At 42.6% G+C, this 12,467-nt stretch carries 12 protein-coding genes; 9 read left to right on the top strand and 3 right to left on the bottom strand.

The genetic code is table 11. The features are described 5' to 3' along the window. Positions 1–70: 70 nt before the first annotated feature. Positions 71–1,018 (bottom strand): alpha/beta hydrolase, encoded by a 948-nt coding sequence (locus EPB74_RS02975; RefSeq protein ID WP_274902695.1) that lies wholly within the window; start codon positions 1,016–1,018, stop codon positions 71–73. Positions 1,019–1,291: 273 nt separating this feature from the next. Here EPB74_RS02975 and EPB74_RS02970 point away from each other — a divergent pair, with 273 nt between their 5' ends. Then, the gene (locus tag EPB74_RS02970; protein WP_274902694.1) at positions 1,292–2,857 is read left to right on the top strand and encodes an MATE family efflux transporter; all 1,566 of its coding nucleotides are present in this window, start codon (positions 1,292–1,294) and stop codon (positions 2,855–2,857) included. Between the two features lie 229 nt (positions 2,858–3,086). On the opposite strand, the gene EPB74_RS02965 is transcribed toward EPB74_RS02970, so the two are convergent. Beyond that, positions 3,087–3,830: an aspartate/glutamate racemase family protein gene (locus tag EPB74_RS02965; protein WP_274902693.1), complete on the bottom strand. Its 744-nt coding sequence runs from the start codon at positions 3,828–3,830 to the stop codon at positions 3,087–3,089. 228 nt (positions 3,831–4,058) lie between these two features. Here EPB74_RS02965 and EPB74_RS02960 point away from each other — a divergent pair, with 228 nt between their 5' ends. From EPB74_RS02960 to EPB74_RS02925, 8 genes are all read left to right on the top strand, one after another. Beyond that, positions 4,059–4,313, top strand: coding sequence for a DUF2798 domain-containing protein (locus EPB74_RS02960; protein WP_089555648.1), 255 nt, complete (start codon positions 4,059–4,061; stop codon positions 4,311–4,313). Between the two features lie 23 nt (positions 4,314–4,336). Next, positions 4,337–4,882: a DinB family protein gene (locus EPB74_RS02955; RefSeq protein WP_274902691.1), complete on the top strand. Its 546-nt coding sequence runs from the start codon at positions 4,337–4,339 to the stop codon at positions 4,880–4,882. A 122-nt stretch (positions 4,883–5,004) separates the two neighbouring features. After that, a complete protein-coding gene (locus EPB74_RS02950) occupies positions 5,005–6,192 on the top strand; it encodes a DUF2157 domain-containing protein (protein ID WP_274902690.1) in 1,188 nt (395 codons plus the stop codon). Next, positions 6,185–7,384 (top strand): DUF4401 domain-containing protein, encoded by a 1,200-nt coding sequence (locus tag EPB74_RS02945; RefSeq protein ID WP_274902688.1) that lies wholly within the window; start codon positions 6,185–6,187, stop codon positions 7,382–7,384. Before EPB74_RS02950 ends, EPB74_RS02945 begins: the two co-directional genes overlap by 8 nt. Beyond that, the gene (locus tag EPB74_RS02940; RefSeq protein WP_079690499.1) at positions 7,381–8,004 is read left to right on the top strand and encodes a GDYXXLXY domain-containing protein; all 624 of its coding nucleotides are present in this window, start codon (positions 7,381–7,383) and stop codon (positions 8,002–8,004) included. The genes EPB74_RS02945 and EPB74_RS02940 overlap by 4 nt, the downstream gene beginning before the upstream one ends. A 137-nt stretch (positions 8,005–8,141) precedes the next feature. Further along, positions 8,142–9,119, top strand: a complete 978-nt coding sequence (locus EPB74_RS02935; protein ID WP_274902684.1) for a zinc-binding dehydrogenase — start codon at positions 8,142–8,144, stop codon at positions 9,117–9,119. A 466-nt stretch (positions 9,120–9,585) separates the two neighbouring features. Continuing rightward, positions 9,586–10,566, top strand: coding sequence for a zinc-binding dehydrogenase (locus EPB74_RS02930; RefSeq protein ID WP_274902683.1), 981 nt, complete (start codon positions 9,586–9,588; stop codon positions 10,564–10,566). Positions 10,567–10,632: 66 nt separating this feature from the next. Beyond that, positions 10,633–11,652: an oxidoreductase gene (locus tag EPB74_RS02925; RefSeq protein WP_274902682.1), complete on the top strand. Its 1,020-nt coding sequence runs from the start codon at positions 10,633–10,635 to the stop codon at positions 11,650–11,652. Between the two features lie 198 nt (positions 11,653–11,850). Here EPB74_RS02925 and EPB74_RS02920 read toward each other — a convergent pair whose 3' ends face one another. Further along, positions 11,851–12,354 (bottom strand): hypothetical protein, encoded by a 504-nt coding sequence (locus tag EPB74_RS02920; RefSeq protein ID WP_274902680.1) that lies wholly within the window; start codon positions 12,352–12,354, stop codon positions 11,851–11,853. Positions 12,355–12,467: the final 113 nt, after the last annotated feature.

The raw sequence follows: 12,467 nt of genomic DNA, 5'->3' as shown, positions 1-12,467 counted from the left end.
ATTACTATTTGGATTACTATTTGGATTACTATTTGGATCAATGACAGCTTAAAACATCATATGTAAACGACTATTTCTTTAGCTTTTCACGAAACGCTTTATAATCATTCGCCGTCTGTTTTACCGCCTCTATCATCGGTACATGACCAATTTCTGGCATGGTAATAACTTGCGATTGCGGGATGATTTCTTTTATCAGTGTAACCGTTTCAGGCTTGATTACCTTATCCTCCTCACCCCAAACCACTAGCGTGGGAATATTATATTCAGCGATAACTTTGGCGCGTTCCTCGACATTGTCTTCGACTATTTGCGCTAGTATTTTAGATTCTAGCGCTTTATTAGCGATACGTTCTTGCGCGAATACGGCTTTTACAGACTTAGGGATATAAGGCGGCTTAGACATGACAAAGTCATACATATTGTAAAAGTCTTCGGTCTTATTGATTAATAGCGGATTGTTCTCAAGGGTGGCATTCTCCAAAGTCTTCGGCACGCCCGCTGACCAAAAACCCGCACTATCTATCAACCACAGGCTGTTGACCTCTTTGGGATACTTCGCGGCATAAGCCACACTGATAGCACCACCCATCGAATTGCCGCCGATATGAATATTGGATGCTAAGCCCTTAGCTTGAAGTAACTCATGTAAGCGCGTTGCTTGCGCCTCCGAGCGATAGTCAGCCGCTATCGGTTTGCTAGAATCACCAAAGCCGAGCAAGTCAGGAATGATCAGATTATAGTTCTCCAACTGCCGAGCAATACGAGTAAAGTTGTCTTTATTACCGCCAAAGCCATGAATCAATAATAAAGGCTCGCCTGCTGTATTACCGTTTTCGGCATAGACCATTTTGTCACCAGAGCTTAATGTCAGCGCTTTTATGGCTAAGTCAGATTTTGAGCGTTCATACTGAATAATCTTTTGGGTCGTATTTACCGCTAACGTATTGGGCGCAGTGGTACAGCCAACGATTGACAGACTTAATAGAGTGGCAAAGCCTAGGCGTTTTAAGATCATCGGAACATCCTTGTTAAAATCTAGCAGAGTAAATTAAAAAGCATCATCCTAGCACAAGCTTATGTTGAGTTTAAGCGCTCATAATAACTATCCCTCCCTACAAATTGCTCGACAATCGCCTAAAAAAATGACAGGCAAATAATCATAGCGTTTGCTGAGGGGTTACAGCTCTAATAAAGACGGTACCAGTTTTCTGGTTTATGATAAGTGTTTTCGTTTCATTAGCTCCAATTATAGACCCCAAATTAACCGTCTGGCACAAAAGGATAAACATTGAGTAAAACAGCTACCTCCACTGGTAAACGGCTTGACCTCACCGAAGGGTCGATTGCCAAAACCATGCTCCTGTTTGCATTGCCAACACTGGGATCATCGGCACTACAGTCGTTGAACGGATCGATCAATGCCGTTTGGGTGGGCCGGTCTTTAGGTGAAGAAGCGTTGGCAGCGACGGCGAACGGCAACATCTTGATGTTTATACTGATCTCTTTCGTTTTCGGTTTCGGTATGGCGTCTACTATTTTGATTGGTCAGGCAATGGGTCGCCGCAACGAATCCATGGTCAAAAAAACCATGGGAACGGCGCTAGGAAGCATTATTCCGATCAGTGTATTGGTGTCGGCAGGAGGGTGGATATTTGCGCCGATGCTGCTTGATCTGCTTGGTACGCCGCCAAGTGCCTTAAGCCTTGCTCTTACCTATATGCGGATGATTTTCATTGCGATGCCAGTCACATTAACGTTTACGCTGATAATGATGGCACTGCGCGGGACGGGCGATTCTACGACGCCGCTTTGGTTCATAGCTATGTCGGTCGTTATTGACCTGATTTTGACACCGACGCTCATTCTGGGTCTCGGGCCATTTCCCGAATGGGGTATATTTGGCTCGGCCTTCGCAACCGCCGTTGCAAACACACTAGCGCTTATTGGTATGCTCATCACCATGTACCTGCGTGGCTCTGTGCTGGCGCTTCGTATGCCTGAGCTGCGCTTTTTGCGCGCAGATCCAGAAATTTTGAAGTCGATGTTCTCGAAAGGATTGCCGATGGGCATTCAGATGATCGTTATCTCTTCAGCCGCATTGACAATGCTGTCGCTGATAAACCGTGAAGGGGTGCAGACGACAGCCGCTTATAGCGCGACCCAGCAGCTTTGGACATACGTGCAAATGCCTGCGATGGCGCTAAGTGCCGCGGCGAGTGCGATGGTTGCACAGAATATTGGTGCCAACCAATGGCACAGGGTTGCAGGGATCACACGTTGGGGGCTCCTTTTTAACTTGGTATTGACAGGAGCTGTCATCGTGGTGCTCACCATTTTTGATGAAACCTTTTTAGCTCTGTTTCTTGGCAGTGACAGCCAAGCGGTGCCAATCGGGCGGCATATTCAGATAATGGCGACATGGGGCTTTATGTTTTTTGGGATAGCGCAGGTTTTGTTCGGCACCATGCGGGCAAATGGCTATGTGATTTGGCCGCTGATTGTGATGATCATTTCGATGTACCCGGTACGTCTTGGATTTGCTTTTGGGCTTTATCCAATGCTTGGCGACGATGCGCTTTGGCTGTCGTTCCCAGCAGGCATGGTGGCGACTGCCCTGATGGGGGTAGGACTGTATCTGCACGGTGGATGGCGTAAAGGTAAAATGTTGCCCGCAGATGAGGCTGCGCAAAGATCTGAGGAATTTCGCGCGAATACAGGTACCAGTGCATCGTTCCGTGATATTTTACCAACAACTGTATGGAAGCTATTACCTTTGCGCCGTATTACAAGGTTGCATCGACGACTTCGTAGACGACTTCATAGACGCCACATGATAAAAAAGAATAAACGATAATAGCGCGGTTTATATATAGTCAGTCCTAAATAAAATAAGCACAAATATTATAACGCGCTACTGATATAAGTTTTCCTTGCTTGCTGTGCCTGCGCAGACAGAGGCTGCGCAATACTTATCCCAGTAGCACTGTGTTTGTTTTATAGTGGATCGACTATAGAACTTCAAGCGGGCGGCTTTCGCCCATCAGTGTAGAGGATTCACAAGCTGAAAGTGGGTTGATAAAAGATTAAAAATTTGCATTACCTAATAAAAAATCCACCGCTGCAGCCGCATGAATAGCGGTGGTATCAAATACTGGGATTGGGCTGTCTGCTTGCTTAATAAGCAATCCAATCTCGGTACATCCTAGTATCACGCCTTCTGCTCCTTGCTCAGCTAAGTCTGTAATCACTTGGCAATAATACTGCCGTGAACTATCAAGAAACTGCCCTTGGCACAGCTCATCGTAAATAATACGATGGACTTCTGCTCGCGCTTCGGTATCTGGTATCAGCACTTGCAAGCCAGCATCAATAAGGTGCTGCTTGTAAAAGTCTTCGGTCATCGTAAACTCTGTACCAAGTAGCGCTACTTTGGTCAAACCTTGCTGCTTAATCGCAGCAGCCGTGGCATCGGCGATATGAATGATAGGTAAGCCAGTCGCAGCTTGTACTTCATCCATAACTTTATGCATGGTATTGGTGGCAATTAACAATCCTTGCGCACCAGCCGCTTGCAAACGCTTGCCGCTACTTACCATCATTGCACCCAACTCATCCCATGCGCCTTGTGCTTGCAGTGTGCCAATCGGCGCAAAGTCGACACTATGAATCAATAAATCTGCTGAATGCAAGTTGCCAAGCTCAGACTTGATACCTTCATTAATCAGTCGATAATAGCTTTGGGTACTTTCCCAACTCATACCACCGATGATGCCTAATGTTCTTTGTTGAAGTGTTCTTTGATTAGCGGTTCGTTGTTCAGTAGACATTATTTATCCTTAATGATTGTTTTGATGATAAAAGTTAAGCATTAAGCTCATCGCAATATAAAAACTTGCACTTAATGATTGATAATAACCATTTTACCTAGCCGTCGTCACACGATATCATAGTCGCCGCCAAGCATTCGCAATGCTTAACTTCACTACTTCTTATATCAAAAAATTACGTTTTTATGATTAAAACGTAGCCCTCATCATGCAGGACGACTTAACGTTATGGCACAATTCCCCATCATCAGAATACGCACACGGCGCAAATACTACCGGCTTATCTTTACCTTTTTAATGGCGCTACTGATGTCCACGATTATATCGACGGCACTGCTACTGATAAACGTCGGTTTTGTCGACGGCTTCTTTATGACATTGTTTCACTCATGGAAATATGCCTTTATAGTGGCGTGGCCAAGCGCTTATATCTGCGCTTATTTGATCCAAGAGCATCTGCTAAGTCGTATTGAGTTTTATTAAGGGATATAAAAGATGAAAAAACGATGATGAAACCTCACTTTGCACTAATGGCAAATTATAATACTGTCATGAATCAAAAAGTCTGCGACAGTATAGAGAGCCTTTCTGAAGACGCTTTATGGCAAGATAATAAGGCGTTCTTTGGTTCAATATTAGGAACGCTAAACCATTTAATGGTAGGTGATCTAATTTGGCTAAGACGTTTTGGTGCTCACTCTAATTATCGTGCTGGCTTCAAAGCGCTGGAGTCGTTAGCAGGTTTTCCATCACCAACCACGCTTACTCAGTTTTTATATTTAAATATGCATGACTTCACAAAAAACCGTCAAATATTAGATTGGGTAATCATCCAATTTATAAATGAGACCGTTGAGAGTGATTATTCACAAACTCTTACTTATACCAATACTCAAGGTAAAATATTTAATAAACCTTTCGCTATGCTACTACAACATCTATTCAATCATCAGACCCATCACCGTGGTCAATTAACGACGTTACTTAATCAGATAGGTGTGGATATTGGCGAAACAGATTTATTAATGCTTATTCCTGATGCCGACTCTTAAACTACGCTCGCTGTCTTAAACCTCTAATTGTATATTAAATAATTATTTTCCAACTTTAGTGTACTCGTAAGTTATAAAAACAGATAAGATGAGCTAAATAATCTTTTTATCTAGAGAATGCTATGAGTCAATCACGGCGTACTATCGAGCAATTGCTTAATAAAGGCGCGTTGTCTGTTGAGCAAGCAGATGCCGCTGCTATATATTTAGAGGTTTATCCTAGCAAACGTACTTGGCTATCCTTTTTTGACAAAGCCTTGCTCATTATCGGGGCGGTTGCCTTAGTATTATCGCTAGTATTTTTTATTGCCTATAACTGGCAGAATTTAGGCAAGATAGGCAAGTTCGCTTTGGTCGAAGGCGCACTTGCTTTCACTATCGCCCTCTACGTTGCGCTCTCTTTTAAACAAAAATTTCAACTTATTCGCCAGTTATTACTTCTATTAGCAAGTATCATCACTGGGAGTTTGCTAGCGCTGTTTGGACAGGTCTATCAGACGGGTGCGGATACGTGGCAGCTGTTCTTTGGTTGGGCAGTATTGATTACGCCTTGGGTGCTTATCGCGCGCTTTCCGGCGCTCTGGTTGTTGTGGCTCGGGCTGATTAATACTTTTCTATTACTTTATCTTGATATCGTAGATCTCTCTTTTATTAATGAAAGCTATCAAAGCGTTATACAAACTGGAATATTGGCACTAGTCAATTTTATAGCGTTGAATCTTTGGCTTATCTTTCTCGATAATAAACATAATATCTCTAGCCAAGCTCTCAATTCTGATACTGCTACTAATGCTTTAAATTCTGATACTTCAATCTCTGATTCTAGCCTTTCCAATCTCCCCAACTCCAGAAATCCTACTAACGACACAGTCTCACGAGCTCAGACTGGCTTACACTGGAGTAGTTATCTTGTCGGTCTAGTAAGCACTATCTCTATTACCTTCCTAGCTATTATCACTGTTTTTGACGTTGATAGTATTTTGGCCACGCTCCTATCTTTACTGTTATGGGGAGGCTGGTGCGCCTTTATGGTTTGGCGTTTTTATATAAAGCAACTCGATATACTAATGCTGACCTATTTTTGCTTTTCTACTATTATTGTAGTGATGTTTTGGGTAATTAAAATATTACCAATTGATTTCGATGCTGGCACATTTCTTTTCTTAACTTTTCTGCTGCTTGGCATGATCACTTATGCTATCAAATGGTTATTTGCGATCGCAAAAGCAGATAACAACCATCCCGAAAACCTTGAAGTTTCTAAAGCTGTTGATACTACTGTGTACAGAAAAGGGGTGGACCATGAATAATGATCAATACCAGCAAGAACTAACATCGTTACAAAATAGCGGTTTAGTTGCTAGCGATTATAGAGTCGCTGATAACCATCTAAGCGACAGATCCGAGAAACATACCCCTTGGTTTTTGCAACTTTTTATCGGTTTTGGTGGGCTGTTAGCCAGTCTATTCTTCACAGGTTTTCTGACCTTAATTTTAGCTGGGTCTAATCTTTTAGAAAGTACGGTAGGATTGATTATAGTAGGATTGCTATTAAGCGCACTGGGTCTTTGCCTATTTAAAGCAGCAAGCAAACATCATAGCCTATTCTTTGAATATTCAGCTTTTGCCATTAGTGTCACTGGGCAGCTTTATGTCGCTGCTGGATTATTCTTTTACCAGGTAGAGTTACCTTTAGCAGTCTGGCTGTTTTTGATCATTCAGAGTTGTTTGACTTTTATCATACCCAATGTCGTTTATCGACTGATAAGCGCTAGTATCGCACTCGGTGTCACGGTATATTTATTCAATTATTATCAGCTGCCTGAGTTGAGTTTGGGGGTGTTGGCGCTATTGACCATAGTGACTCAATTGCAACGCTATCCACTATTACAACGTATTTCTCGCCAGTGGCAAGCCTATGCAAAGGCTATCATTAGCGCATTTGGCTATGCCAGCGCGCTTATGCTGCTATGCGTTTCGGTGTATTTTATTGCCGCTGAATATGGAAATAGCTTTGGTCACTATAATGCGGCTTTCAGCTACAACTACTATTTGGCACAAGGGCTACTGACGCTCGCCAGCCTTTATGCTGCTTTGCTTATTCTCAAGCGCTATCAAGTCAAACTGCTATCATCAGCAAGTATCATTATCGTCTGCGCCATTATCGTCTTAGGTGTCATGTCGATTTACGTCTCAGGATTGCTTGCCACTAGCCTGATCATCGTCATCGCTATCGCTAATAGTCAGCGCGTGTTATTAGGGCTGGGTATTGTGGCGTTGGTCAGCTATATATTTTGGTACTACTATCAGCTCGATACGTCTTTATTATTAAAGTCGGCTTCTATGCTAATTGTAGGTATCGGCTTATTGCTCATGCGTTGGCTGCTCATTCACTATTACCTTGCCAATAGCACAGCATGGGACAACAGCTCGACACCTAGTAAAAATAAACTTAGTGAAAATGAACTTAGTAAAGCTGACAGTCAGGAGCGCTTATTATGAGTAATAATACGATAACTCAAAAGTTGCCGCTGCTGAAGTCGCTTGGATGGCTTGAGAAACGCACTGTTAGAATTACTATCGGCCTACTTGGACTTATCATTATATTAATCGTGATGACCATCAATGTCGCGAAATATGAGAATCATTTAGCTACTGGTGATACCGTATTATTAGAGCTAGCGCCTGTTGATCCGCGCGGCTTTATGCAAGGCGATTATATGACGTTGCGTTATGCGTTAGAAGCTGAGGTTTTTAATAAGTTAAACGAAAGATTCCCAGAAAACGAATACTATATTAACGCTACTGAAGGTTACGTCATTGTCACCTTAGATAATAATAAAGTTGGTAAATTCAGCCGATTAATAGATGCAAAGCCTACCCATCTAGCCGCGAACGAGATGGCGATTCACTACCGCGTACGTAATAACACCATGAAGCTGGCGACCAATGCCTTCTTCTTTCAAGAAGGTCATGCTGAGGCGTTTGAAGCTGCTGAATATGGCCTGTTTCGCGTGAATGATAAAGGCGAGCCGCTATTAACGAACATGGTAAACGATAAATTTCAAATTATTAAAGGGGTTGAGAGTAAAACTGAATCAGCCGATGACGCATCGCTTTGAGTATTGACCGTGGACTAGGTGATAGCCTTCATTAACCAAACTGATATTGCGATAGATGCGCGCGACTTGTTACTGTTGCTTGTCGTTTTAACTATTTAATCAGACAATCACTCAAATAATAAATAAAGGAATTTATCATGCGTAGCGCAACTTACGACCATTTCGGTAAACCAACCGAAGTACTAAGTCTCGGCGACCGCCCTACTCCAGAGCCAAAAGCCAATGAAGTCCGCGTTAAAACTATCTTAGCTTCTATTCATAATCACGACTTACTCACCATTCGTGGAAAATATGGCTTTAAACCTGAGCTGCCCGCCATCGGTGGCTCTGAGGCCTTGGGTATCATTGATGCGGTTGGCAGCGAAGTCAAAGATTTAAAAGTGGGTCAACGTGTTGCAGCAGCCAGCGTGCAGGCAACGTGGGCAGAGTATTTCGTTGCTTCAGAAGATATGGTTTTCCCCGTACCTGAGAGCTTAGAGGATGAAATGGCGGCGCAGCTGATCGCTATGCCACTTAGTGCATTGATGCTGCTTGAGTTCTTAGAAGTAGAAAGCGGTCAATGGGTCATCCATAACGCCGCCAATGGCGCGGTTGGTAAATCACTGGCGATGCTAGCGGCAGCGCGCGGCGTCAAAACCATTAACCTAGTCCGCAGTAACGATGCGCTCGCAGAGTTAGAAGCGCTCGATATCAAAAACAATATCAATACGTCTGATGACGACTGGAAAGACCAAGTCAAAGCTATCATTGGCGATGATAAAATCAGCGCAGCGGTCGATTCTGTCGGCGGTGAAGACAGTGGCAATCTGTTATCGCTACTGGGTCATGGCGGCGTGTTTGCGGTATTTGGCGCGATGTCAGGCAAGCCGATGATGCTTAACCCGACTGATATGATCTTCAAACAAGCCGTTCTAAAAGGCTTTTGGGGCAGTAAACTTAGTCAAGAAATGAGCGTCGGGAACAAGCAACGCCTCGTCAAAGAGCTGATAGATCGTGCGGTTGATGGCAAATTAAAACTACCCGTTGAAGCGGTGTTTGATTTGGCAGATATCTTAAAAGCCGTTGACGGTAAATTGCAGTCTGAGAAGAAAGGTAAAGTGTTGTTAAAGCCTTAATTAATTATTAGTTTTTAATCTTATCAGCAATGGCGGCGTCTCCTAATTATGGAGCGCTGCCATTGCTTTTTTTTGGCAATCAATCCAGTAGCCTAGAAGGTAACAGCCTCTAACATTTAGGGTGCAACGTTACCTTAACCTCAGACGCTTGTCTTTTACAATTATCAGCAAACAACAAGGTTGCTTAACCAAAGTCAGGTTGAGTACGCTAAGGCTAAGTTATTAAGGTTGATGACTGATAACAATTCCGTATATCTATAGTGGCGTCACTTTAAAAACGATACCGTGCTATGGCTATAACTTTTCTTGCTTGCTGTTCGCAGGCGTGACAGAGGCTGCAAAAATTTATAGCCGTAGCATGTCACTACCATCGTCTCGCTTTTATTTCGAACGGACTATATATCAATAATAAAAATGATTAGCGACTTTTATATGTCCACTTAAAAAATAAATAAAGGAAATTCTTATGCGTAGCGCAACTTATAATAATTTTGGTAAACCTTCAGAAGTCCTTAACATAACCGATAGCCCTACCCCAGAACCAAAGGATAATGAGGTTCGTATCAAGACTATCTTATCTTCCATCCACAATCATGACCTAGTGACTATTAAAGGCGAATACGGTAATAAACCTAAGCTGCCTGCGACTGGCGGCTCTGAGGCGGTAGGTACGATTGACGTGCTTGGTAAAGACGTAGAAGGTTTTAAAAAAGGTCAGCGCGTAGTAGTTTCTGGTGTACAGGGCACGTGGGCGGAGTATTTTATTGCGCCAGCCCAACGTATCATTCCGATACCAGACGCCATCGACGATGAAATGGCGGCTCAACTCATCGCTATGCCTATGAGTGCGCTGTTACTGATTGAATTCTTAAACATCGAACCCGGTCAATGGATCATCCAAAACGCGGCCAACGGTGCAGTTGGTGAATCTATGGCGATGCTTGCACCCGAGCGCAATATTAATACGATTAATTTAGTACGCAGTAAAGAATCAGAAAAAGAGCTGATTGAGCTTGGTATCACCAAAAATAACGTGGTGACCGATGACGACGACTGGAAAGAGCAAGTACAAAAAATCGTTGGTGATGCCAAAATAAGCGGTGCAGTCGATGCGGTCGGTGGTAAGTCTGGTGGCGAGCTCCTATCGCTGCTAGGTAAACACGGTGCGATGGCATCCTTAGGCTCTATGTCTGGCGAACCGCTGATGATTAATCCCAGTCATTTGATTTTTAATTTGAGCAAGGTAAAAGGCTTTTGGGCAAGCGATCTGATGCAAGAGATCAGTACCGATGACATGCAGCGCTTAACGAAAGAGCTGATCGAACGCGCGGCTAGCGGTACATTAAAGCTGCCTACTGGTGGCATTTACGATTTAGCCGATATTCAAAAAGCGGTCTCTGAAAAAGTACAATCTGAGAAAAAAGGTAAAATATTGATTAAACCTTAAGCTATTCGTTTAAGCTATTCGTTTAAAGTGCATTCAATACAAAAGTAATAAAAAGGAAATAATATAATGTCTAACCAAACGGACGCTAACAACAGAACCTTTAAAGCCTTGGTCATCGAAGAAACTAGCGACGGCAAATTCAATAAAAGCATCCAAACGCGTAACCTCAGTGATTTACCAGAAAATGATCTGTTGATCGAAGTACATTATTCATCATTAAACTTCAAAGATGCCATGTCAGCATCGGGCAATAAAAGAATTACTAAAAACTATCCGCATACGCCCGGTATCGATGCAGCAGGCGTCGTGGTCAGTGATAAATCTGGTACTTTTAAAGCAGGTCAAGAGGTTGTGGTCTTCGGTTATGATTTGGGTATGGATACCGATGGCGGCTTGAGTCAAATGATTTCTATCCCAGCCGATTGGGCGCTGCCCTGCCCAGAAACGCTGACATTAAAAGAAGCGATGATCTATGGTACAGGCGGTCTCACCGCTGCGTTAAGCATTCAAAAATTAGAAAAAATGGGCGCAAAACCAAGTGATGGACCAGTCGCTGTTACGGGTGCAACTGGTGGCGTCGGTAGTATCAGCATTGCAATCTTGAAGCAGCTAGGCTACGAGGTCATTGCCTTTTCTGGTAAACCTGAGCAAAGCGAACACCTAAAAGAATTGGGTGCGAGCGAAGTACGTCATCGTGATACGATCAATGACATCGGCAATAAACCTATTGGTCGTGAGCTGTGGGCAAATGCCATTGATACGATAGGCGGCGATTATTTAGCCAATTTACTTAAGCAAACCAAAGCTGGCGGCGCAGTCACTAGTTGTGGCTTAGCAGGTGGTGCTGAGTTTTCGATGTCGGTCATGCCTTTTATCACTAGAGCAGTTTCGTTATTGGGTATCGACTCGGTCTATATTCCACTGGCTGATAAAAAGGCTATCTGGGAGCGCGTCGCTACTGATATGAAGCTGCCTAATCTTGAGAAATATTGCGAAGAGATTACCTTAGAGCAAACGCCTGAATACTTAGATCGATTTATAGATAGTAAAACTGTTGGGCGTTATGTGGTGAATGTTCGGGGTTAGTTTTGGTTTAGAAGTCTAGTTTTTAAATGATAGCAGCGCTTCTTTTGGGGTGTTGCTTTTTTTTATTAGCTGATTGATAGGTTGGTTCATAATTAGCTGAAACTACCTATATTACTAGACCTTAAATGAAGCCTTTTTATACAATTTCCCTAATCCTAAAAAATATTATTCGGTCATGGTAATCTATCCGAGGTTATATTATTCAAAGCGTTGTTCACGTTGGTTATGTTCTTTTGTCTCTCTTTCTCTCTCTTTCTGTATCCATTGATTAACTAAGGCTAATTTTTTTTCAATCAATTTCTGCACTTCTATAGAAGCATGGTTGCTTAATTCGGAAAAAGCTTTGGCCCTTGATTCCAAAACATCTGCAAGAGAGTCTGACCAGCGACTTGGCATTATCTTGTCATATATGATTTCAACTATGTCATCTTTGTCCTTAGCTGTGTAAAAAAAAGCTTTTATATGACCGCTTAATTCAACAGGTCTTTTATCCACTGTTGGGAAAAGTGGCTCTTCTATTGGAGTATATATATTAAGTAATTTTGCCACTTGTTGGACTTTAGCTTGATCATTATTACACCAGTCTAAAAGTCTTTGAGCAGGTACTATATTGAGTGAAACTCCATCATAGTGGTTAAAAAATTGCTGATAAATCGAGTCATGTTCTGACAACTGATTATTATCAAATGGTAATCCCCCCAATAAATAAGAACACTTAGAAATAGAGATTAACTGCTAAAATATACCAGCAGGAGAATCCTATGAAAAAGACACGCTTTACTGATAATCAAATCGTTAATATCCTTAAACAAGCA

The organism is Psychrobacter sp. DAB_AL62B (assembly GCF_028895345.1).
Lineage (GTDB): Bacteria > Pseudomonadota > Gammaproteobacteria > Pseudomonadales > Moraxellaceae > Psychrobacter.
The sequence above is the reverse complement of the archived record's forward strand: the minus strand, read 5'-3'. Positions and strand labels throughout refer to the sequence as shown.

Bases quoted from the DNA above. Each gene is read 5' to 3' on its own strand.
- EPB74_RS02975 (WP_274902695.1), bottom strand. From the start codon at position 1,018: ATGATCTTAAAACGCCTAGGCTTTGCCACTCTATTAAGTCTGTCAATC.
- EPB74_RS02965 (WP_274902693.1), bottom strand. From the start codon at position 3,830: ATGTCTACTGAACAACGAACCGCTAATCAAAGAACACTTCAACAAAGA.
- EPB74_RS02960 (WP_089555648.1), top strand. From the start codon at position 4,059: ATGGCACAATTCCCCATCATCAGAATACGCACACGGCGCAAATACTAC.
- EPB74_RS02955 (WP_274902691.1), top strand. From the start codon at position 4,337: ATGATGAAACCTCACTTTGCACTAATGGCAAATTATAATACTGTCATG.
- EPB74_RS02950 (WP_274902690.1), top strand. From the start codon at position 5,005: ATGAGTCAATCACGGCGTACTATCGAGCAATTGCTTAATAAAGGCGCG.
- EPB74_RS02945 (WP_274902688.1), top strand. From the start codon at position 6,185: ATGAATAATGATCAATACCAGCAAGAACTAACATCGTTACAAAATAGC.
- EPB74_RS02940 (WP_079690499.1), top strand. From the start codon at position 7,381: ATGAGTAATAATACGATAACTCAAAAGTTGCCGCTGCTGAAGTCGCTT.
- EPB74_RS02935 (WP_274902684.1), top strand. From the start codon at position 8,142: ATGCGTAGCGCAACTTACGACCATTTCGGTAAACCAACCGAAGTACTA.
- EPB74_RS02930 (WP_274902683.1), top strand. From the start codon at position 9,586: ATGCGTAGCGCAACTTATAATAATTTTGGTAAACCTTCAGAAGTCCTT.
- EPB74_RS02925 (WP_274902682.1), top strand. From the start codon at position 10,633: ATGTCTAACCAAACGGACGCTAACAACAGAACCTTTAAAGCCTTGGTC.